Origin of the sequence: Nocardioides sp., from assembly GCF_050246775.1 — a bacterium.
Lineage (GTDB): Bacteria > Actinomycetota > Actinomycetes > Propionibacteriales > Nocardioidaceae > Nocardioides.
Genome location: NZ_JBFWVK010000001.1, coordinates 805155 through 825446, shown reverse-complemented (window position 1 = coordinate 825446; position 20292 = coordinate 805155). Strand labels below are relative to the sequence as shown.

General features: G+C 69.1%; 18 protein-coding genes and 1 tRNA gene. 14 read left to right on the top strand and 5 right to left on the bottom strand.

All coding sequences use genetic code 11. The features are described 5' to 3' along the window. Positions 1–13 precede the first annotated feature (13 nt). The 11 genes from AB7I40_RS03920 (at position 14) to AB7I40_RS03870 (ending at position 10861) form a co-directional block, all read left to right on the top strand. On the top strand, positions 14–1396 hold the full coding sequence (locus tag AB7I40_RS03920; RefSeq protein ID WP_428343739.1) for a UTP--glucose-1-phosphate uridylyltransferase: 1383 nt from the start codon (positions 14–16) through the stop codon (positions 1394–1396). Then, a complete protein-coding gene (glp, locus tag AB7I40_RS03915; protein WP_428343738.1) occupies positions 1389–2624 on the top strand; it encodes a molybdotransferase-like divisome protein Glp in 1236 nt (411 codons plus the stop codon). Before AB7I40_RS03920 ends, glp begins: the two co-directional genes overlap by 8 nt. Then, on the top strand, positions 2624–3091 hold the full coding sequence (moaC, locus tag AB7I40_RS03910) for a cyclic pyranopterin monophosphate synthase MoaC (RefSeq protein WP_428343737.1): 468 nt from the start codon (positions 2624–2626) through the stop codon (positions 3089–3091). The genes glp and moaC overlap by 1 nt, the downstream gene beginning before the upstream one ends. A gap of 2 nt (positions 3092–3093) precedes the next feature. Next, positions 3094–3564, top strand: a complete 471-nt coding sequence (locus AB7I40_RS03905) for a MogA/MoaB family molybdenum cofactor biosynthesis protein (RefSeq protein WP_428344289.1) — start codon at positions 3094–3096, stop codon at positions 3562–3564. Positions 3565–3596: 32 nt separating this feature from the next. Then, complete coding sequence (locus tag AB7I40_RS03900; RefSeq protein WP_428343736.1) at positions 3597–4175, top strand: GNAT family N-acetyltransferase; 579 nt, start codon at positions 3597–3599, stop codon at positions 4173–4175. 130 nt (positions 4176–4305) lie between these two features. After that, a complete protein-coding gene (gene sepX, locus AB7I40_RS03895; protein WP_428343735.1) occupies positions 4306–5169 on the top strand; it encodes a divisome protein SepX/GlpR in 864 nt (287 codons plus the stop codon). A 58-nt stretch (positions 5170–5227) separates the two neighbouring features. After that, a tRNA-Ala gene (locus tag AB7I40_RS03890) sits at positions 5228–5303 on the top strand. A gap of 338 nt (positions 5304–5641) precedes the next feature. Beyond that, positions 5642–6613, top strand: coding sequence for an SDR family NAD(P)-dependent oxidoreductase (locus AB7I40_RS03885; RefSeq protein ID WP_428343734.1), 972 nt, complete (start codon positions 5642–5644; stop codon positions 6611–6613). Then, positions 6600–8219, top strand: coding sequence for a class I adenylate-forming enzyme family protein (locus AB7I40_RS03880; protein ID WP_428343733.1), 1620 nt, complete (start codon positions 6600–6602; stop codon positions 8217–8219). The genes AB7I40_RS03885 and AB7I40_RS03880 overlap by 14 nt, the downstream gene beginning before the upstream one ends. A 180-nt stretch (positions 8220–8399) precedes the next feature. Continuing rightward, a complete protein-coding gene (locus tag AB7I40_RS03875) occupies positions 8400–9584 on the top strand; it encodes an acyl-CoA dehydrogenase family protein (protein WP_428343732.1) in 1185 nt (394 codons plus the stop codon). A 29-nt stretch (positions 9585–9613) separates the two neighbouring features. Next, complete coding sequence (locus AB7I40_RS03870) at positions 9614–10861, top strand: M24 family metallopeptidase (RefSeq protein ID WP_428343731.1); 1248 nt, start codon at positions 9614–9616, stop codon at positions 10859–10861. Positions 10862–10886: 25 nt separating this feature from the next. Here the strand turns inward: AB7I40_RS03870 and AB7I40_RS03865 are convergent, their stop codons facing one another. Next, entirely contained in the window at positions 10887–12128 is a 1242-nt protein-coding gene (locus AB7I40_RS03865) for an alpha-hydroxy acid oxidase (protein ID WP_428343730.1), read from the bottom strand. Positions 12129–12236: 108 nt separating this feature from the next. Further along, positions 12237–13100: a mycofactocin-coupled SDR family oxidoreductase gene (locus AB7I40_RS03860; RefSeq protein ID WP_428343729.1), complete on the bottom strand. Its 864-nt coding sequence runs from the start codon at positions 13098–13100 to the stop codon at positions 12237–12239. Positions 13101–13414: 314 nt separating this feature from the next. Here AB7I40_RS03860 and AB7I40_RS03855 point away from each other — a divergent pair, with 314 nt between their 5' ends. Genes AB7I40_RS03855 through AB7I40_RS03845 form a run of 3 tightly spaced genes read left to right on the top strand, consistent with a single transcriptional unit; the run spans position 13415 to position 15997 of the window. Next, positions 13415–13780, top strand: coding sequence for a putative quinol monooxygenase (locus AB7I40_RS03855; protein WP_428343728.1), 366 nt, complete (start codon positions 13415–13417; stop codon positions 13778–13780). Positions 13781–13784: 4 nt separating this feature from the next. Beyond that, positions 13785–14972 (top strand): acyl-CoA dehydrogenase family protein, encoded by a 1188-nt coding sequence (locus tag AB7I40_RS03850; protein ID WP_428343727.1) that lies wholly within the window; start codon positions 13785–13787, stop codon positions 14970–14972. Next, positions 14969–15997 carry a phosphotransferase family protein gene (locus tag AB7I40_RS03845; protein ID WP_428343726.1) on the top strand — a complete coding sequence of 343 codons (1029 nt, stop codon included), beginning with the start codon at positions 14969–14971 and terminating at the stop codon, positions 15995–15997. Before AB7I40_RS03850 ends, AB7I40_RS03845 begins: the two co-directional genes overlap by 4 nt. 15 nt (positions 15998–16012) lie before the next feature. Here AB7I40_RS03845 and AB7I40_RS03840 read toward each other — a convergent pair whose 3' ends face one another. The 3 genes from AB7I40_RS03840 to AB7I40_RS03830 form a co-directional block, all read right to left on the bottom strand. Beyond that, positions 16013–16945, bottom strand: a complete 933-nt coding sequence (locus AB7I40_RS03840) for a 3-keto-5-aminohexanoate cleavage protein (RefSeq protein ID WP_428343725.1) — start codon at positions 16943–16945, stop codon at positions 16013–16015. 110 nt (positions 16946–17055) lie between these two features. After that, the gene (locus AB7I40_RS03835) at positions 17056–18408 is read right to left on the bottom strand and encodes an FAD-binding oxidoreductase (RefSeq protein ID WP_428343724.1); all 1353 of its coding nucleotides are present in this window, start codon (positions 18406–18408) and stop codon (positions 17056–17058) included. 84 nt (positions 18409–18492) lie between these two features. Then, positions 18493–20274 (bottom strand): helix-turn-helix domain-containing protein, encoded by a 1782-nt coding sequence (locus tag AB7I40_RS03830; protein WP_428343723.1) that lies wholly within the window; start codon positions 20272–20274, stop codon positions 18493–18495. Positions 20275–20292: the final 18 nt, after the last annotated feature.

Here is a 20292-nt window from a genome sequence, read left to right as displayed (position 1 = left end):
TACGATCGGGACCATGGGTAGTCCTGGTTTGGAACGGGCGCGCGCCAAGATGGCGGCCGCCGGAGTGGACGAGACCGCGATCGAGGTGTTCGCGCACTACTACCGGTTGCTGGAGCACGGCGAGACCGGCCTGATCCCGGAGTCCAGCATCGATCCCATCGACATGGAGTCCCTGGCCGATGTCGAGGTCGCTGACGAGGTGGCCGCGGAGGCCATCGGCACCACCGTCGTGATCAAGCTCAACGGCGGACTCGGCACGTCCATGGGCATGGACCGGGCCAAGTCCCTGCTGTGCGTGCGCCGGGGGCTCTCGTTCCTCGACATCATCGCCCGGCAGGTGCTGCACGTGCGCGAGAAGTACGGCGTGACCCTGCCGCTGCTGTTCATGGACTCGTTCCGCACCTCGGCCGACACGATGGCGGCTCTGGCGCGCTACGACACCCTGCCGGTCGACGGTCTGCCCCTGGAGTTCCTGCAGAGCAAGGAACCCAAGCTGCTCGAGAAGGACCTGAGCCCGGTCCTCCACGTCAAGAACCCCGACCTCGAGTGGTGTCCACCCGGGCACGGCGACCTCTACCCCTCGCTGCGCTCCACCGGAGTCCTCGACCAGCTGATCGCGGCCGGCTACACCCAGGCCTTCGTGTCCAACTCCGACAACCTCGGCGCCGTGCCGGATCCGCGCGTGGCCGGCTGGTTCGCCCAGAGCGGTGCACCCTTCGCGATCGAGGCCGTGCGCCGTACCGCCTCCGACCGCAAGGGCGGCCACTTCGCGCGCCGCAAGAACGACGGGCGGATCGTGCTGCGCGAGACCGCGCAGACCCCGCCCAAGGACCTGGCCGCGTTGGCCGACCTGGAGCGTCACCGCTACTGCTCCACCAACAACCTGTGGTTCGACCTGCGCGCCATGAAGGAGGCCCTCGACGCCCGCGACGGTGTCCTCGGCCTGCCGATGATCCGCAACGTCAAGAACGTCGACCCTGGCGATCCGAGCACCCCCAAGGTGATCCAGATCGAGACGGCCATGGGTGCCGCGATCGAGGTCTTCGCCGAATCCCGGCTGATCGAGGTGGGTCGCGACCGCTTCGTGCCCGTCAAGACGACCAACGACCTGCTCGTGCTCCGCTCGGACGTCTACGACCTGGGCCAGGACTTCGTGATGGACCAGGCCAGTGACGCCTTGCCCTACGTCGACCTCGACACCTCGCACTACAAGCTGGTCGGCGACTTCGACAAGCGCTTCCCCGAGGGCGCGCCCTCGCTGCGCAAGGCAACGTCGCTCAAGGTCAACGGGGACTGGACCTTCGGAGCAGGGGTCAAGGTGCTCGGCGAGGTCGAGCTGGACAAGGGCCCGACCGCTCAGCGCATCGCCCCCGGCACGGTGCTCTCGGATGACTGACCTGATCAGCGTCGAGGAGTATCTCGAGAAGATCCTCGGAACGGTCCGCCCGCTCAACCACTTCCCGCAGCCGCTGCTGGAGTCGCTCGGCCTGCCGGCCTGCGAGGACGTGCACTCCAGCATCTCGCTGCCGGTCTTCGACAACTCCGCGATGGACGGGTACGCCGTGTGCCACGCCGATGTCGCCGCGGCGACCGCGGATTCCCCGGTCCATCTCCCGGTGGTCGGCGAGATCGGTGCCGGCCAGGCAACCCTGCTCGCGATGTCGCCGGGCACGGCGGTCAAGATCATGACCGGCGCGCCGGTGCCCCAGGGCTGCGACGCCATCGTGCCCTACGAGTGGACCGACCGTGGTGTCGCCAACGTCGTGGTCAGCCAGGCGCCATCACTGGGACAGCACATCCGGCCCGCCGGGCAGGACGTCCAGGTCGGCGACCTGATCGTCGAGGACGGCTCGTTGCTGGGTCCCCGTCAGATCGGGCTGCTGGCTGCCGTGGGGCGCGACCGGATCTCCACGCGGCCCCGCCCCCGGGTCGTGGTGATCTCGACCGGCTCCGAGCTCCGCGAGCCCGGCACCCCGCTGGCCCACGACAGCATCTACGACGCCAACTCCTACCTGCTCGCTGCGGCGGCTCGCCGAGCCGGCGCCATCGTCTACCGGGTCGGGATCGTGCGCGACGACGCCACCACGTTCCGTGACGCACTCGCCGACCAGCTGGTGCGTGCCGACCTGGTGATCACCAGCGGCGGAGTCAGCGAGGGGGACTACGACATCGTCAAGGAGTCGCTCCGCGAGCTCGGCACCGTCTGGTTCGGTGGGGTGGCCATGCAACCTGGCAAACCTCAGGGCTTCGGTCTGGTCGGCGAGGACGAGACACCCATCTTCACGCTCCCGGGCAATCCGGTGTCCTCCTACGTCTCCTTCCAGGTGTTCGTGCTGCCCGCGATCCGCCGGATGATGGGCCTGCTGCCCTACTCCCGTCCGTTCAGTCGCGGACTGCTCACCCACGCCATCTCCTCGCCCCCTGGTCGGCGACAGTTCCTGCGCGCGGCCTACGACGTCGACGCGGGTCGTGCGGTGGCCGCGGTGACCCCCGTGGGAGGAGCCGGATCCCATCTCATCGGCGACCTCGCAGAGTCCAACTGCCTCGTGGTCGTCCCCGAGGACGTCACCTCGATCGCAGCCGGCGAGCAGGTCCAGGTGCTGCGCCTCGACGAGGAGTTCTGATGTCGGGGTTCACGCACCTCGACGACGCCGGCGCGGCGCGGATGGTGGACGTGACCGCGAAGGACGTGACCTCGCGCACCGCGGTGGCCACCGGCCGCGTGCTGGTCTCTGCGCAGGTGATCGAACTGCTGCGGGGAGCCGGGGTGCCCAAGGGCGATGCCCTGGCAGTGGCGCGGGTCGCCGGCATCATGGGGGCCAAGCAGACACCGGCCCTGATCCCCCTGTGTCATCCCCTCGCCTTGTCCGGGGTCACCGTCGATCTGGTGGTGGCCGACGAGGCGGTGGAGATCACCGCGACCGTGCGGACCACCGATCGCACCGGCGTCGAGATGGAAGCCCTCACCGCGGTGTCGGTGGCCGCGCTGACCGTGGTCGACATGGTCAAGGCGGTCGACAAGGCAGCGGTGATAACCGACATCCGGGTGGAGACGAAGACCGGTGGCACGTCAGGGGACTGGTCGCGGTGAGCATGCCGGCCGCGGTCGTCGTCGCCTCCAACCGGGCTGCGGCAGGGGTCTACGAGGACACCACCGGACCGCTCATCGTCGCCGCGTTGCTCGGGTGGGGTTTCGCCGTGGGCGACCCGGCCGTCGTACCCGATGGTGAGCCGGTGGCAGTCGCCATCTCTGCAGCCGTGGCCGCCGGTGCGCGGCTCGTCCTCACGACCGGCGGCACCGGACTGACGCCGACCGACCTGACGCCGGAGGTGACGCGCCCCCTGCTCGACCGGGAGGTGCCGGGGATCGCCGAGGCGATCCGGGCGTACGGCGTGGCCGCGGGCATTCCCACGGCTTCGCTCTCGCGAGGCGTGGCCGGGGTGGTCGGTGACTGCGTCGTGGTGAACCTGCCGGGCTCGCGTGGTGGCGTCAAGGATGGTCTGGCGGTGCTCGCGCCGGTCATCGTCCACGCCGTCGAGCAGGTGCGTGGGAGCGACCATTGAGGGGTTGGCCGGCCGAACTCAGACACGGTGACGTGCTGCTGCGGCCTCTGTCGATGCGCGACGCCGCTGCGTGGCGCGAGGTCCGGGTGCGCAACTCGGACTGGTTGCGCCCGTGGGACGCCACGGTTCCGCCGGGCTCGCGCCAGCGTCCGCGGTCCTTCCGGGGGCTCACCCGACACCTCGGGCGGTTGGCCCGTGAGGGTCAGGCGATGCCGTTCGCCATCGACTACCGCGGACGGTTCGTGGGCCAGGTCACGGTCAACAACATCGTGCGCGGGTCGGCGTTGTTCGCCTCGGTGGGCTATTGGCTCGACGGCGCGGTGGCGGGGGAGGGCATCATGCCGGTGTCGGTCGCCCTGACGATCGACCACTGCTTCGGCCCGGTCGGGCTGCACCGGATCGAGATCGCGATCCGGCCGGAGAACTCCAACTCGTTGCGGGTCGTGGAGAAGCTCCAGATCCGCGAGGTCGGCTATGCACCGAGGTATCTGCACATCGACGGTGACTGGCGCGACCACCGGCTGTTCGCGATCACCGTGGAGGAGTGTCCCGAGGGCGTGCTCACCCGATTGCTGCGCTCCTCCTCCGACTCGTCCCCCGGGACGTCATAGCTTCTGGCTGTCCCGGCGACCAGAAGATATGACGTTGCCGGCCGGGATTCACATGAGTCACATGAGTTGCTTTGCGACACACCTATGGACATCCGCCCCACAGTGCGGTAGCGAACCTAGGCTCTGAGCCGTGGATCTCTCTGGAATCATCTTCGTCGCGCTGGCGGTTGCGTGGGCCGTCTATCTGATTCCCAAGGCCCTGCGGCACCACGACGAGGTCGTGCAGACCCGGTCGGTCGACCGGTTCTCGCACACCATGCGGGTGCTGGCCCGTCGAGAGCCCGTCAACGCCCGCGACGCCCAGTTGGTGGTCACTGCCAAGAGCACCTCCGCTGAGGCCAACGTCTCGCCGGTCGCCCCTCCGGTCACCCGCGCCTCCACCCGCGCCGCCACCCGCAAGGCGACCCAGCGTCGCCGCCGGGTGCTCGGCCTGCTGCTGCTCGTGAACGTCGCCGTCGCCGGTGTCGCCGCGTCGGGGGTGATCAGCTGGTTCTGGTCGGCCGCGCCCGCCGCGCTGGTGCTCGGTTGGCTCGTGGCCTGCCGACTGATGGTCAAGAAGGAACGCGCAGTGCCCGCCACCAGGGTCGCATCGTCCTCGGTGGTCGAGCCACCGTCGGTGGTCGTGCCCTCGTCGGTGGTCGAGCCCTCTTCGGTGGTCGAGCCTGTCGAGACCACGGACGAGCCCGTCGTCGGGGTCGAACGCAACGACCAGGGTTTCGATGAGCTGGACCCGACCAACGTGACGCAGTCGGTGCCCGCCGTACTCCCCGGGGATCCGGAGCTGTGGGACCCGCTGCCGATGACCCTGCCGACCTACGTCACCAAGCCGGCAGCCCAGCGCCGCAGCGTGCGGACCATCGCGCTGGATGACTCCGACGTGTGGACCTCCGGTCGCACCGACGCCGACTCGGCGATCGCGCGCGAGGCCGAGCAGACCGAGAAGGCGGATCGCGAGGCCCGCAAGGCCGACGGCGAGCGCGCGGTCGGCTCCTGACCCACCGACGGGCGATTGGGAGCACCCCGCGGCCGGATGCTATCTTTTGGCTCGCCTAGGGGCTGTGGCGCAGTTGGTAGCGCGTCTCGTTCGCATCGAGAAGGTCAGGGGTTCGAATCCCCTCAGCTCCACCATGTGATGAGTCGCGACATACGTCTCATCTGAGTCGCGACATGTGTCGCGTTCCGTCAAAGAGCTCCGGGCCATCGGCCCGGGGCTCTTTTGTCGGTTGCGCCAGCAGGTCTTGGTGGGCTCGATGAGGTGGGTCGTGGGCGGCTCCGACGCCGACGTGGTGCAGGCGTCCGGCGCGGCGCAGGGTCAGTCTCCCGAACTGGTCGACGTCATCGAGCCGGCATGTGTCACAGCGGACACGGAGTGCCATCGAGATGTGCCTCGTGGCACATTGTCCGCCTCGGAGGCTGAGTGCGACTGTCACTGCACGCGCAAACCGCACGAGGTTGAGGGAGTTCCGATGGCAGAGGTCAGTTTCTCCGGCAAGGTCGCCATCGTGACCGGCGCAGGGCGAGGGCTCGGCCGAGCATATGCCCGGGCACTGGCCGCTCGAGGGGCGAGCGTGGTCGTCAATGACTACAACGTCGCCGTCGACGGAGGACCCGGGGATGCCGAGCACCCGGCCGAAACGGTCACGGCGGAGCTGCGAGACGCGGGAGCCAACGCTGTGTCGAACCCGGACAGCATCGCCGAGCCTGAAGGCGCCGCGCGCATCGTGCAGCAGGCTGTGGACACCTTCGGCCGCCTCGACATCCTGATCAACAATGCCGGGATCGGGATGTGCGACAACATCGAGGACGAGCCCGGCCGGCTCTACGACGTCAACATGAACACCACCCTGCTCGGCACCGTCCTGATGAACCGGGCGGCCTGGCCGCATCTCGCCGAACACGGGGAGGGACGGATCATCAACGTGAGCTCGGGCGCGATCTTCGGGTCGTCCTGGGCCGACGGAGGCGTGCTGGGCTCCTACACGTACGCCAAGGCCGGCGTCTTCGCCGAGACTCGCCAGATCGCCCGGTACGGCGAGCAGTTCGGGATCAAGGCCAACGCGGTGTTCCCGATGGGCCTGGCCCGGACCAACGCCGAAGGGGACGGCGCCATGGCAGACGGCGAGGTCGGCCAGTTCTTCAGGCAGCACCTCCCGGCGGAGGCGGTGGCCAACGGCGCGTTGTTCCTCGTCAGCGGCGACTGCCCGGTCACGGGCCAGGGCTTCAGCATCGGGGGCGGTCGCGTCGCCCGCGTGGTGTTCGCCGAGCCGCCGGGTTTCTTCGCGCGTGACATCACACCTGAGAAGGTCCGCGACAACTGGGCCGCGGTCATGGGCGACGTCGGCGAGGACGACACCCTCAACGGCTTCCTCGAGGTCACGAGCCTGGACCGGGAGTTCCAGCTGGTGGCGGCGTCTGGTGTCGGCAGTGGGCAGCCCTGAGGTGACCGTCGACGGACCGCAGGGCACGGTGCTCGCGGCGTTCGCCGCGCACCGCCGGACAGATCCGGAGGCCGTCGCGGTGCAGTACTACGGCAGGTCGATCAGCCGGGCCGAGCTCGACGAGCTGAGCGACGCGCTGGCCGACTGGTTGGCCGAGTCCGGGGTGAGCCGAGGGGACCGGGTCGCGGTCTCGTTGCAGAACACCCCGATGTTCGCCGTCGCGTTGCTCGCGACCTGGAAGCTCGGAGCTGTGTTCGTCCCGGTCAACCCGATGCTGAGGACGGCGGAGCTGACCGCCCTGCTGGCCGACTGTGAACCGCGGGTCCTGCTCGCACACCCGGACATGGCTGAGGTCGTCGTCGTTGCGGCGAAGGACGTCGCACACCCCCCGACGCTGTTGTGGTCAAGTCCTTCGGACCTCGCCGGCGACCTGGCCGGACCGTGGTCCGCCGAACCCGAGACCCTGCCGGCCGAGGGGACGACGGTGCTCGTGCAGCTCGACCGCCACCGGGGGCGGCCACCGCGCACGCACCTTCCTGCCCCTGAGGACCTGGCGCTGCTGGTCTACACCTCGGGGACCACGGGCCCGTCCAAGGGCGCGATGCTCACTCACGCCAACATCGGCTACCACGCCGTAGTGACACCCGCCTGGCTCGGCCTGGATGGCGCGGACTCCGTCCTGACGATCGCCCCGTTCTTCCACATCACCGGGCTCGGGATGCACCTGGCGCTCGGTCTGGGCAACGGCATGTCGCTGGTCATGACCTGCCGGTTCGAGCCCCGGCAGATCCTGGAGCTGGTCCAGCACTACAGGCCGCGGTTCACCGTCGGGACGATCACCGCCTACATCGCGTTGGCGGAGCACGCGACGTCCGAGCAGGTTCGAGAGGCGTTGAGCGGGATGTCGTCGGCGATCAGCGGTGGCGCCGCCGTGCCGGCGGCCGTGGTAGACCGTTACGAGCACGACCTCGGCGTGTACATCCGCAACGGCTATGGGCTCACCGAGACCGCCTCGGCGTGCGTCATCGTGCCGCCCGGGCAACGCGCGCCGGTCGACGAGGTGAGCGGGGCGACCTCCATCGGTCAGCCTCTGCCCTGGGTGAGCGTGTCGGTCGTCGCCGACGACGGCAGCGAGGCTCTGGCCGGCACGGTCGGCGAGATCGTGCTGCGCGGACCTCAGGTCGGCACGGGCTACTGGCGGCGCCCCGACGAGACGGTGAACGCCTTCCAGCCCGACGGGCTGCACACCGGCGACATCGGCATGGTCGACGGCGACGGCTGGATCTACCTGGTCGATCGCAAGAAGGACCTGATCGTGTCCAGCGGCTACAAGGTGTGGCCCCGTGACGTCGAGGACATCCTCTACCGGCATCCCGCGGTCGCGGAGGCAGCCGTGATCGGCGTCCCGGACGACTACCGTGGTGAGTCGGTGCAGGCGTTCGTCACGGTGCGCCCCGGCCACGCTGTCACCGCGGACGAGCTGAACCGGCACTGTCGGGAGCTCCTCTCCGCGTACAAGTGCCCTCGCCACTACGAGGTCGTGCCCGACCTCCCGAAGTCGGCGAGCGGCAAGATCCTGCGTCGCCTCCTGCGCAGTGGCGAGTGATCGCACCGGCTCTCGCGCCTTGCGAGCTGTCGAAGGAGACATGGTTCTGTCCGCCCTGTGTCCTGGTGGCTATAGCGCAGCGGCCTTCGAACGGCGCAGACTGCTCCTCACGGCTCGTGGTCCGGGCCGCCTGAGTGTAGATCGATCGGCTTGGCAGCTGGTCCCCGGAAGGAACGCTTCGTGGTTGATTTCTCGCTGAGTGAAGAGCAGCTCGGGTATGTGAAGTGGGCCCGTGAGTTCGCCCAGACCCATGTGCGTCCGGCGTCGGCGAAGCTGGACCGGCTCGATGATCCCCAGGACCGCTTTCCGTGGGAGATCCTGGAGAGGGCCCACGAAGCGGGCGTGCTGCAGTTCGGTCTGCCCGAGGCCTTCGGCGGGTCGCCGGTGGACGAGGTCACCTTCTGTCTGGTCATGGAGGAGCTCGGGGCCGCCGACGTCGGTGTGGCCGCTGTTGTCGCGCAGTACTGGAATGCCACCCAGCTGATCGATCGGTGGGGCAACGACTACCACCGTGAGACGTTCATCCAGCCGTATCTCGACAAGCCCCGGACCGTCTACGCGGTAGCGATGACCGAGGCCAATGCGGGCATCGACGCCCACCTCCCCTACGACGTGCCCGGCGCCGGCCCGATGCTCGCCGCCGTCCCCGACGGGGACGAGATCGTCCTCAACGGCGCCAAGTGCAACATCAGCGGAAGCCATGTCGCCGATGTGATCATCGTGTTCGCGCGCACCGACACGACAGTGGGGCTCACCCAGGGGATGACCGCGTTCGTCGTCACCAAGGACACGCCCGGGTTCAGCGTCGCCGAGACCTTCGACCTGGTCGGGCACCGGGTTTCACCCATCGCGGAGATCCACTTCGACGACTGCCGCATCCCGAAGGAGAACCAGCTGACGCCGTGGAACGGAGCGTTCGCCGAGATGGCGCGCCAGACCGTCGGTCGGCACTGGGTCGGCGCGCGGTACCTCGGCGTCGGCCGGGCGGCGTACGAACTGGCTCTCGAGCAGGTCAAGACGCGTGTGCAAGGGGGAAAGCCGATCATCGAGCACCAGATGGTGGCGCGTCAGATCGGGGATATGGCGATGACGCTCGAGGTGGCACGCAACGTGATCTGGCGAGCGGCCTGGGGCTCGCAGAACCCCGAGCAGGCGGATCCCAACGTCATGCGCATGTCGCGTGTCTATGGCTCCGAGGCGGCCATGAAGGTCGCGCTGGAGGCCATGCGGCTGTTCGGTGCCCGGGGCATCCGGACGGACTCGGGCATGGAGAAGCTCGTGCGCGACGCCATGACCGGTCTGCCCCCGGCGCCCCTGGACGTCTCGCTGATGGTCGCCGGGCAGTCCATCGCCGGCCTCCGCTAGACCCACCACCACACCTAGGACGAGCGAACGTGTCCCTCACCCTCAATCAGAACATGGTCGACAACGACTGGCTGCCGCCCTTCTCCGTTCAGGAGTACGAGCGACGGTTCGACCTGGTCCGTGCCGGGATGAGGGAGAGCGGGCTCGACGCGCTGGTCATCTACGGTGCCTACTCCTACGCGGGCCGCGACCTCGGCCACATGAATGCCGTCTACCTCGCGAACTATGCGGCGTTCGGTCACTCCTTCGTCGTCGTCCCCCTCCACGACGAGCCGACGATGCACATCCCGTTCGCGGAGCACGTCCCGAACGCGAAGGACCTGTCCTGCCTGACTGACATCCGCACCCTCGGGTTCACCCGCATCGAGCTCGGGGTCTCCGCGCGACTGAAGGAGCTGGGCCTCGAACGGGGGAGGATCGGCATCGTCGGTCCGCTCAACTCCTGGTACAGCATCTCCATCCCTGCAGAGCACCGGGACCACTTCTACGAGGAGCTGCCAGAAGCGGAGTTTCCCGTGGTCACCGAGCTCTATGAGCGGTGGCGGCTCATCAAGAGCGACGAGGAGCTGGAGCACCAGAGGCGCGGCGCGTCGATCAACGACGCCGCCCAGGAAGCGGTCGTCAACGCCACCAGGCCCGGGGTGTCGCACCACGAGCTGTCGGAGGTGGGGTACGCAACCGCCCAGAGGCTGCGGGGCAACTCGGCCTACATCCACATGAGCTCCAGCCCCATGGCCAGTGGAGAGTCGACCTATCCCGACCCCTACCCGACCCACAAGCCGGTCGGTCCGGACGAGATCGTCATGTCCGAGCACGTGGCCGGCTTCGGTGGCTACTACGGCAAACTCATGACGACGTGGTTCACCGGCGAGCCGACGCGGCAGTACCGCGAGATGTTCGACCTGGCCGCCGAGACCTATCGCGCCGCGCTCGCGGAGCTGAAGCCGGGCATGACGACCGACGACGCCAACAGATTGATCGAGCCTGTGGCAAGGGCCGGATTCACGGTGAGCCTGCCGCTCGTCAGCGGCTGGAGTGCGTACAACTCACCCCCCATGGGAGGCTGGCCGTCGTCGGCCGACGAGGCCGTGAGGAGCCGGATGTCGCGGCCGATGGAGTTCGAGCCAGGCATGGCCGTTCGGCTGAACGTCGCCCCGCGAACCCTCGACCACCGCCGAGGTCTCTGGGTGGCCTCGGCCTGTGTGTTCACCGAGAGCGGCCTGGAGTCCCTCCACGACTACGATCCGGCGGCCCTGCGGATCGTCGCCGGCGACTGAGGCGCCTCCAGCGACACCTCGCCGCTCACGTCGGGCCCGGCCACCTGCCGGGGACCAGCCGTCGGAGCTGGACGACGTGGTCGGGGGTGAGCTCGTCGAGGGTGCGTACGCCGAGCAGCCGCATGGTCCGTTCGACCTGGCCGCGGAGGATCTCGATGGTCCGGTCGACGCCGTCGCGGCCGCCGGCCATCAGACCGTAGAGGTAGGCCCGCCCGATCAGCGTGAAGTGGGCGCCGTGGGCGACCGCGGCCACGATGTCCTGGCCGGACATGATGCCGGTGTCCAGGTGCACCTCGACGTGGGGATGGTGGGCCCCGACCGCCGCGACGACCTCCGGCAGGAGGTGGAACGGGATCGGCGCGCGGTCGAGCTGGCGCCCGCCGTGGTTGGAGAGCAGGACGGCGTCGACCCCGGCGTCGGCCAGCCGGCGGGCGTCGTCGACGGTCTGCACGCCCTTGACCACGACCTTGCCCGGCCACTGGTCCTTGATCCAGGCGAGGTCGTCGTAGGTCACGGTCGGGTCGAACATCGTGTCCAGCAGATCGGCCACCGTGCCCGACCAGGCGTCGAGCGACGCGAACGCCAGGGGCTCGGTGGTGAGGAAGTTGATCCACCAGGTCGGCCGGGGGATCGCGTTCACCACGGTCCGCGGGCTCAGGGTCGGCGGGATCGTCATGCCGTTGCGGACGTCGCGCAGGCGCTCGCCGGCGACCGGCACGTCGACGGTGACCAGCAGTGTGTCGTACCCCGCCTTGGCCGCGCGGTCGACCAGGGCCATCGAGCGGTCGCGGTCCTTCCACATGTAGAGCTGGAAGGAGTTCCGGCCGGCCGGTGCCGCCGCGGCGACGTCCTCGATCGAGGTCGTGCCCATCGTCGAGAGCGAGAACGGGATGCCCGCCGCGGCGGCCGCCGTCGCTCCGGCGACCTCGCCCTCGGCCTGCATCATCCGGGTGAAGCCGGTCGGTGCGATCCCGAACGGGAGCGCCACCCGCTGGCCGAGCACCTCGCGGGAGGTGTCCACGGTCGAGACGTCACGCAAGATCGCCGGACGGAACTCCACGTCGCCGAACGCCTGCCGGGCGCGGGCCAGCGACACCTCGCCGTCGGCGGCTCCGTCGGTGTAGTCGAACGCGGCCTTGGGCGTGCGCCGCTTCGCGATCCGGCGCAGGTCCTCGATCGTCAGCGCCGCCGCAAGCCGCCGTTGCTTCGGCGACATGGTCGGCTTCTTGAACCTCAGCAGGGGCGCCAGGTCGTGACGCTTGGGCACCCTGCGCTTCAGCTGGGGCGGCTTCTGTTCGAGCGATGTCAGGTGGGTCGGCTGCAACCGTGCTCCAGCGTCAGGGGGACGAATGAGGTGCCGGTCGGCGACCTGCGATCAGTGCTGGTGGTTGAGCTGGGTCCCGCCGCCGAGCGGCGGGATGGTGGTCTGACCTGCGTCGACGAAGAGCTCCTGACCGGTGATGTACCGGCCGAGGTCACTCACCAGGAACAGGAACACCTGGCTCGCGTCGACCGGCTGCATCGACTCGACCGGCAGCGCGTTCATCCACGAAGCCATGTACGTCGGGTTCTCATCAACCCACGTGGCGAAGTGGTCGTTCGCAACCATCGGAGTGCTGACACCCGTCGGGTGGAAGGTGTTGACGCGGATGTTGTGCTCGGCGAGCTTGCCGGCGTACGCGGTCATCAGACCACCGAGTGCGTACTTGGCGGCGTTGTAGCCGTCCACGCCGCCGTCGTAGTTCGTGGTGATCCATCGACCGGTGGCCGAGGAGCTCGTGATGACGATCGACCCGCCCTGGCCTTGGTCCACCAGGATGGGGGCCGTCAGCTGAAGCGTGTTCCACGTGCCCGTCAGGTTGATGTCGAGGCTGTCCTTCCAGGCCTGCTCCGACTGGGCGTAAGGCTTCAGGCCGGCCGCGAAGATGCCGGCGTTGGCCAGGACGATGTCCAGGCGGCCGAACTCGGCGAGTCCCTGCTCGAGGGCGCGCTGGATGTCCGCGCGATTGCGGGTGTCGCCCTTGACCCCGACCATCCGGCGTCCGGTCTTCTCGACGAGTGCCACGGTCTCGTCGAGATCGTCCTGCGTCGACATGGGAGGGACGACCGACTCCACTTGTTCGCAGATGTCGAGGCCGATGATGTCGGCACCCTCCTCCGCGAACAGCAGGGCGTGGGAACGGCCCTGCCCGCGTGCTGCGCCAGTGATGAATGCGACCTTGCCGTCCAGCTGACCCATGGTGTCGTCCCTCTGTCGTGGCGGCACGGGAGCGCCGACCAGTCGAAGACCCTGCTGAGGCCGGGCGCACCACCGTGCCGCCGACCTTTCGGTCAACGTAGTGGCCGCGATCACAAGCGTCTATGGCACGGAAAACACACGGGTGGCGTGAGCCATGGTGCTCGATACATTGTGCGCCCCAGTCCGGTGTGCGACCTTTCGAGAGGTCGCTCAGCGTCCGGCTGCCACGTGTCCGCCGGAGGCGTCGGCGATCACGTACACGACCAGCCTGGCGAGGTTCGGGCTCGGTCGACACCAGCCACCGGGAGAGAAGCATGGGCGACCAGGAGATCACCTTCATCATCGAGTGCGAGGTCAAGGCGGACCTCGCGTCCGAGTTCGACGCGTTGGTGCCGCTGCTCGAGTCCGTCGCCAACGACGACCCCGGCACGGTGGAGTACCGCTGGTACAGGGGTCCGACGCCGACGTCCATGTGTCTCTACGAGCGCTACCGTGACTCAGAGGCGACGCTCGCGCACATCGAGGCGTTTGGACACGAGCCGACGAAGCGCTACCTGGACTTGATCGAGCTGACGTCCGTGATCATGATCGGCCCGGCCTCCGAGCAGCTCACCGCCCAGCTCGCGCCGTTCTTCGAGGGCTCCGTCCCGGGGGTCACCGCTGTCTGGTACCGAACGTAGACCCGTGCGCGATCTGGACGAGCTGGTGAAGGCGACCGCCGAGTTCATCGCAGACGAGGTGCTTCCACTCGACGACCGGCACGACGGCGACATCGACGCCGCTGGTGGCGAAGCCGTTCGCGAGCAGCTCCAGGCAAGCGCGCGCGAGCGTGGCCTGTTCGCGCCACATGCTCCCGTCGACTGCGGCGGGCTGGGCCTGGGGATGGTCGACCGCGCGGCGGTCTTCGAGGCGTCGGGGTGGTCGGTGTTCGGCCCGATGGCGATGAACATCAACGCCCCCGACGAAGGCAACGTCCATCTCCTGGACCACGTGGCGACACCGGCGCAACGGGCGCGCTATCTGCTCCCGCTCGTCAGCGGTGCGATGAGGTCGGCGTTCGCGATGACCGAGCCGGCCCCGGGGGCGGGGGCGGATCCCAGCGCGCTGCGGACGCGGGCGGAGCCCGTCGATGGTGGGTGGCTGATCAACGGTCACAAGTGGTTCATCACGGGCGCCGACGGGGCAGGGCTCTTCATCGTGATGGCTCGTACCAGTGGTGAGCCGGGCGAGCAGGTTGCCGGTGGCGGGGCGACGATGTTCCTGGTCCCGGCCGGGCGTGCGGGCGTCGAGGTCATCCGTCACATCGGCACGATGGACCGGTCCATGCTCGGTGGGCACTGCGAGATGCGGTTCACCGATGTCTTCGTGCCGGACGACGACGTACTGGGTGGCGTCGACGAGGGATTCCGGCACGCACAGGTGCGGCTCGGCCCGGCCCGCATGACGCACGTCATGCGCTGGACGGGCGCTGCCCAGCGTGCCCACGAGTTGGCGGTCGAGCACGTCGCCGGCCGGGAGGCGTTCGGGTCGCGGCTGGCCGACCTCGGCATGATGCAGGCGATGATCGCGGACAACGAGATCGACCTGGCCGCGTCGAGAGCGTTGCTGATGGAGGCATGTCGCGAGCTCGACGCGGGCGGTCGTGCGGCGAAGAGCACCTCGATTGCGAAGACCTTCGCCGGTGAGGCACTGCACCGGGTGTGCGACCGGGCGGTCCAGATGTGCGGTGGGTTGGGCGTCTCCCGCGACCTGCCGGTGGCGAAGCTGGCTCGGGAGATCCGCCCGTTCCGCATCTACGACGGCCCGTCGGAGGTGCACCGCTGGTCGATCGCCAAACGCGCCGTGCGCGCTGTCGAAGGGTCTCGGTCATGAGTGAGCATCTCAGTGAGGACGAGCTCGCGTTCGTCGCCGATCTCTTGGGCAGGGCCGGCGCCGTCGTGCACCAGCCACTGACGGCGGAGCTGATCGCAGGCGGTCGGTCGAACCTCACGTTCCGTCTCGCGGACGGCTCCTCCCAATGGGTGCTCCGCACTCCGCCGCGCAACGGCCGCACCCCGTCGGCACACGACGTCGCCCGCGAGCACAAGGTCACCTCGGCGTTGGCCGCCACCGAGGTTCCGGTGGCGCGGCCCGTCGTCCTGTGCGAGTCCGAGACGGTGCTCGGCGGGCCGTTCAGCATCGCGGAGTACGTCGACGGGCGCACGATCCGGACCAGTCGCGACTTGGATGCCGTCGATGATGCGGAGCTCGATCAGCTCGTGTCCTGCCTCGTCGCGACCCTCGCTGCCCTGCACCGGGTCGACCACCTCGAGGTCGGCCTGGATCAGTTCGGTCGTTCCGACGCTTACGCCGAGCGCCAGCTCAATCGGTGGGCGGGGCAGTGGCAGATCGTCGGACCCAGCGCCGCGAGGCCCCTCGCGCTGGAGCTGCGGAACCGGCTGGTTGACGCGCTGCCCCGGCAGCGCGCGGTCTCGATCGTGCACGGGGACTTCCGGATCGACAACGCCATCCTCGGGCTCGGCCGTGAGCCCAACGTCGCGGCGGTCGTCGACTGGGAGCTGTCGACCATCGGCGACCCGGTGGCGGACGTCGCGATGATGTGCGCCTACCGGAACCCCGCGTTGGATCTCGTCCTCGGCGAGCCGAGCGCCTGGACCAGTCCGCGGCTGGCCGCCCCGGAGGGACTGATGGCGGCCTATGAGGACGCCGGGGGAGCCAGACTCGTCGACTGGGGCTTCCACTTCGCGCTCGCCCACTACAAGATCGCCGTCATCGCCGCGGGGATCGACCACCGGCACCGCGCCGGGTCGGGCCAGGGCGCAGGTTTCGAGTCCGCCGGGACCGCGGTCCAGCCGTTCCTCGAGGCCGGACTGGCGGCGTTGAGTGCGGGCTCGTGACGGTCCCGGGGAGCTCTAGAACGCGACGTTGTCCGCGCCCTTGAGTTCGAGTATCTCGCGGGCCTCGGCCGGCGTCGCCACCTCGAGGCCCAGTCCCTCGATCACCTGCCGGATCTTGGTGACCTGCGAGGCGTTGTCGGGCGCGAGCTCACCTGGGCCGAGCCAGAGCGAGTCCTCCAGCCCGACACGCACGTGGCCACCCATGGACGCGGCCTGGGCGGCGATCCTGAGCTGCGACGAACCGGCGCCGAGGACCGACCAACGGTAGGAGTCGCCGAACAACCGGTCAGCGGTGCGCTTCATGTGCAGGACGTCCTCGGGGTGGGTCCCGATCCCGCCGAGGATGCCGAACACGGACTGGACGAAGAGGGGCGGCTTGACGAGCCCCCGGTCCAGGAAGTGCTTGAGGTTGTAGAGGTGGGCGATGTCGTAGCACTCGAATTCGAAGCGCGTTCCGTTCTCGTAGCAGGTCGAGAGGATGTACTCGATGTCCTGGAACGAGTTGCGGAAGACGAGGTCCCTGGTCGCGGCCAGGAACTCGGGCTCCCAGTCGTGCTTGAAGTCCTCGTAGCGGTCCAGGAGGTGGAACAGACCGAAGTTGATCGAGCCCATGTTGAGCGAGGCGACCTCGGGCCTGAAGACGGCGGCCGGCTTGACCCGTTCCTCGACGCGCATGTACGGGCTGCCTCCCGACGTGATGTTGATGGCGGCGTCCGTGCCGGCCTTGATCCGGGGGAGGAAGGGACTGAAGGCCTCGGGCGTCTGGTCGGGCTGACCCGTCTCGGGGTTGCGGGCGTGCAGGTGCAGGATCGACGCACCCGCCTCCGCGGCGCCGAGTGCCTGCTCCGTGATCTCCTCGGGCGTGATGGGGAGGTACTCCGACATCGACGGCGTGTGAATCGCGCCCGTCACCGCACAGGTGATGATCACCTTGTTCCGTTGCGCCATCGTGATCTCCTTCGTTCTTCGTCCTTAATGAAGAACCATTCAATAACCGGAGTTCCGATGTTGTCAAGGACGGAGGCGGTCGGCGCCGTACGTGGTTCTCGCCAGCCGGGTCAGAAGGCCCGACCGGGATTGAGGATCCCGAGCGGGTCGAAGGCGCGTTTGATCCCGTGCATGAGCGCCACCTCGGCAGCGCCGACCTGTCGGGTCACGAAGCTGGTCTTCAGGGAGCCCACGCCGTGTTCGCCGGAGACGGATCCGCCCAGTGCGAGCGTGGCGTCGAGGATGTCGTGGAACGCTGCCATCGCAGCGTCCCTGGCGCGGGACTCGCGCGGGTCGTAGACGATCGTGGGGTGGAGGTTGCCGTCAGCGACGTGCCCGAACGTTCCGATCACCACACCCGTACGTCGCGCGATCGACTCGATGGCTCCGACGAGCTCCGGCAGCCGGTGCGGTGCGACCGCGACGTCGTCGAGCAGCGTCGCGCCCATGGCTTCCAGCGCGGGGTAGGCGGCTCGTCGTGCGGCCATCATCGCCTCCCCGTCGGCCGGATCGTCGCTGGCGTAGGCCTCGCCGCCGTTCGCCGTCGCGATGGACGCGCAGAGCTCCGCTGCGTGCGCCGCGTCAGCGTCGTCGAACTGGGCGAGCACGACGGCCCCGGCGTCGTCGTCCAGTCCGATGCGGGTGAGCCGGTTGACGGCCTGAACCGTCGTCCGGTCCATCAGCTCGACCGCCATCGGCGTGGACACGCTGGTCCAGCTCGCGACGGTGTCCACGGCCGTGCCCACGTCCGGGAAGGTCGCCGCGAGCGTGGCGAAGGCGGTCGGGACCGGGTGCAGCCGCACGAGCGCCTCGACGAAGACGGCCAGCGTTCCCTCGGACCCGACCAGCAGGCGCGTGAGGTCGAGGCCGACCACGTTCTTGCGCGTGGACGCGCCGGTCGTGATGATCTCGCCAGCTCCGGTCACCGCGGTGATGCTCATGACGTGGTCGCCGGTGACGCCGTACTTGGCGCAGCACATCCCGCCCGCGTTGGTGGCGAGGTTTCCTCCGATCGAGCTGATGGCACGGCTCCCCGGGTCCGGGACGTAGCGCAACCCGTGCCGGCGCGCGGCCAGGTCGAGGTCACCGTTGATGACACCCGGCTGCACGCGCGCCGTCCGGGCGATGGGGTCCAGATCGAGGATGTGGTTCATCCGGCCGAGGTCGAGGATGATGCAGCCGTCCACGGCGTTGGCGGCGCCGCTCAGGCCGCTGCCGGAGCCACGCGCGACGACCGGCACGCCGTGGCGGCCGGCGGTGGCGATGGTGGCTGCCACGTCGTCGGTGGAGCGCGCCAGCACCACGGCGGCCGGGACGCCGGCCTCGACGCCCAGGCACTGGTCACGCGAGTACGACGTCGTCGCGCTCGGATCGGTGATGACGGTGGTGGCTGCGGAACGGAGGTCGGTGAGCATCGACGGCATGGCGCCATCATAATGAGTAACCGTTCAATAACGGGTGCCGAGCGTGCTACGACGCTGGTGTCCGTGCCGTGGCGGCGCGTCGATCTACCCGGCCGCGTCGGTGGCGGCGTCGGCGACATCGGTCAGCATGAGTGCCGTCCGGGCGTCGATCACCGACCGTGGCGAGCGCAGGTTCAGACCCGTGAGCGTCTCGACCCGGCGGAGCCTCTGACTGACGGTGTTGGGGTGGAGCACCAGGAACTCGGCAGTCTCGCGGCGGTCGAGATCGCAGTCCAGGTAGGCGCGCAGGGTCTTGAGCAGCTCGGCGCCGTGATCGGCGTCGTACCGGCGAAGCGCTCCGATCGTCCGTTCCGCGTACCGGCGGAGCTCGTCGGGGTCTGCGAACTGCAGCAGGAGCCCGGCCGCACCCAGGTCGTCCAGGGTCACGAGGGGGCGGACCTGTCCGGTGGCGGCGGAGAGGGTGAGTGCGCCCCTCGCACTGCGGTACGCGGCCGGGATCCCGTGGCGGTCGACCCTCGTCACGGCCAGCGCGGCGCTCAGACCACCGGGTGCCGATGCGATGGCCCGGCGGAGCAGCTGCTCGCCGGTCGGCGTCTCGACGCTCTCGGGCCAGAGCGCCACGACGACCCCTCGGGAGGCGGCGATGAGCGGGCGCGGCCTCAGGCGCGACGTCAGGCGGACGGCTGCGATCGCTGCACGCTGAGCGATCTCGACCTCGTCGATGCTGTCGCGGGAGTCCGCGGCTCCTCGTGACCCGGTTCGGGCGGCCGCGACCAGCATGCGGTGCGGCTGGCCGAGGTCGTGGCCCATCAGCCCGGCGCGGTCGCGAATGGGCTTGGACTGGGGATCGGCGCCGGCCAGCAGGTCGGCGAGGAGCTCGCCGCGAAGGGTCTGCTCGACCTCGGCTGCCGTCCGCTGTCGGAAGAGCTCCAGCGAGAGGACGACGGAGGCGTGCTCCATGGCTCGTACGCCGAGCGGGTCGAGGTGCCCGGCTCGGTCCAGCAGCCAGACGGTCGCCACCACCGTGCCGTCGAGCACGACATCGGCAGCGATGTGCTCGCCCACCTCGCGGACGAGGCCGGACTCTCCGGGCGACCTCTCGGGAGACAACGGGAGGCCGTCGATGCGGTCGTCGCCGGCCGTGGTCTGTGGCTCGGCGGCGAGCGTGACGCCCTGTCGATCCCGGACGACGACGTCGCAGCCGAGGAGCTCGTTGAGCGCGGAGGCGATGCCGGGCAGGCCACCCGACCGCACGGCGACGCTCAGCAACCGATCGTGGATCTCCTCAGACCGGGCGATCAGCCGGTGCTGTTGTCGCAGGTCGTCCAGGATGTGCGCCGACGTCAGAGCGATCGTCGCATGCTCGGCGAGCAGCGCCAGCTGCTCGACCTCCTGTGCCGTGAAGACGTGCGGGGTGACTCGGTAGCTGTTCAGCGTGCCGAGCACGCCGCTGCTCGTGAGCAGGGGGACGGCGAGGATCGATCGGTAGCCCTGCTCCGTGGCCACATCCGTCCAGCTCGAGCTCGGCTCCTCGGCCAGGTCACTGACCATCGTCGGGGTGCCGGTCCGGAACGCCCGGCTCGCGGGAGCGCCTCCGTGCGGATCGACCTCGAGGCGCACGGGGCGGTCGCGGTTGATGCGTTCGATGTACTCGTCGGGAAGCCCGCTCGCGCCGGCCACCGTCAGGTATTCGCCTGACTCGTCAGGAAGCATGACGGCGCAGTAGCTCAGGTCCAGGAGGTCAAGTGCCGTCGCCGCCACGAGGTCCAGCAGCGACTTGAGATCGCGATCGGCGTTGACCGCCGCGGTCAGTGTTCCGATCGCCTTGAGCCAGGACCGCAGCTCCCACGTCATCTGATCCTTCACGCCGCGAGTGTCACTCAC

What these genes read in the sequence shown, in the direction of transcription:
- AB7I40_RS03920 (WP_428343739.1), top strand. Translation starts at nt 14, where the DNA reads ATGGGTAGTCCTGGTTTGGAACGGGCGCGCGCCAAGATGGCGGCCGCC.
- glp (WP_428343738.1), top strand. Translation starts at nt 1,389, where the DNA reads ATGACTGACCTGATCAGCGTCGAGGAGTATCTCGAGAAGATCCTCGGA.
- moaC (WP_428343737.1), top strand. Translation starts at nt 2,624, where the DNA reads ATGTCGGGGTTCACGCACCTCGACGACGCCGGCGCGGCGCGGATGGTG.
- AB7I40_RS03905 (WP_428344289.1), top strand. Translation starts at nt 3,094, where the DNA reads ATGCCGGCCGCGGTCGTCGTCGCCTCCAACCGGGCTGCGGCAGGGGTC.
- AB7I40_RS03885 (WP_428343734.1), top strand. Translation starts at nt 5,642, where the DNA reads ATGGCAGAGGTCAGTTTCTCCGGCAAGGTCGCCATCGTGACCGGCGCA.
- AB7I40_RS03860 (WP_428343729.1), bottom strand. Translation starts at nt 13,100, where the DNA reads ATGGGTCAGCTGGACGGCAAGGTCGCATTCATCACTGGCGCAGCACGC.
- AB7I40_RS03855 (WP_428343728.1), top strand. Translation starts at nt 13,415, where the DNA reads ATGGGCGACCAGGAGATCACCTTCATCATCGAGTGCGAGGTCAAGGCG.
- AB7I40_RS03845 (WP_428343726.1), top strand. Translation starts at nt 14,969, where the DNA reads ATGAGTGAGCATCTCAGTGAGGACGAGCTCGCGTTCGTCGCCGATCTC.
- AB7I40_RS03840 (WP_428343725.1), bottom strand. Translation starts at nt 16,945, where the DNA reads ATGGCGCAACGGAACAAGGTGATCATCACCTGTGCGGTGACGGGCGCG.
- AB7I40_RS03835 (WP_428343724.1), bottom strand. Translation starts at nt 18,408, where the DNA reads ATGCCGTCGATGCTCACCGACCTCCGTTCCGCAGCCACCACCGTCATC.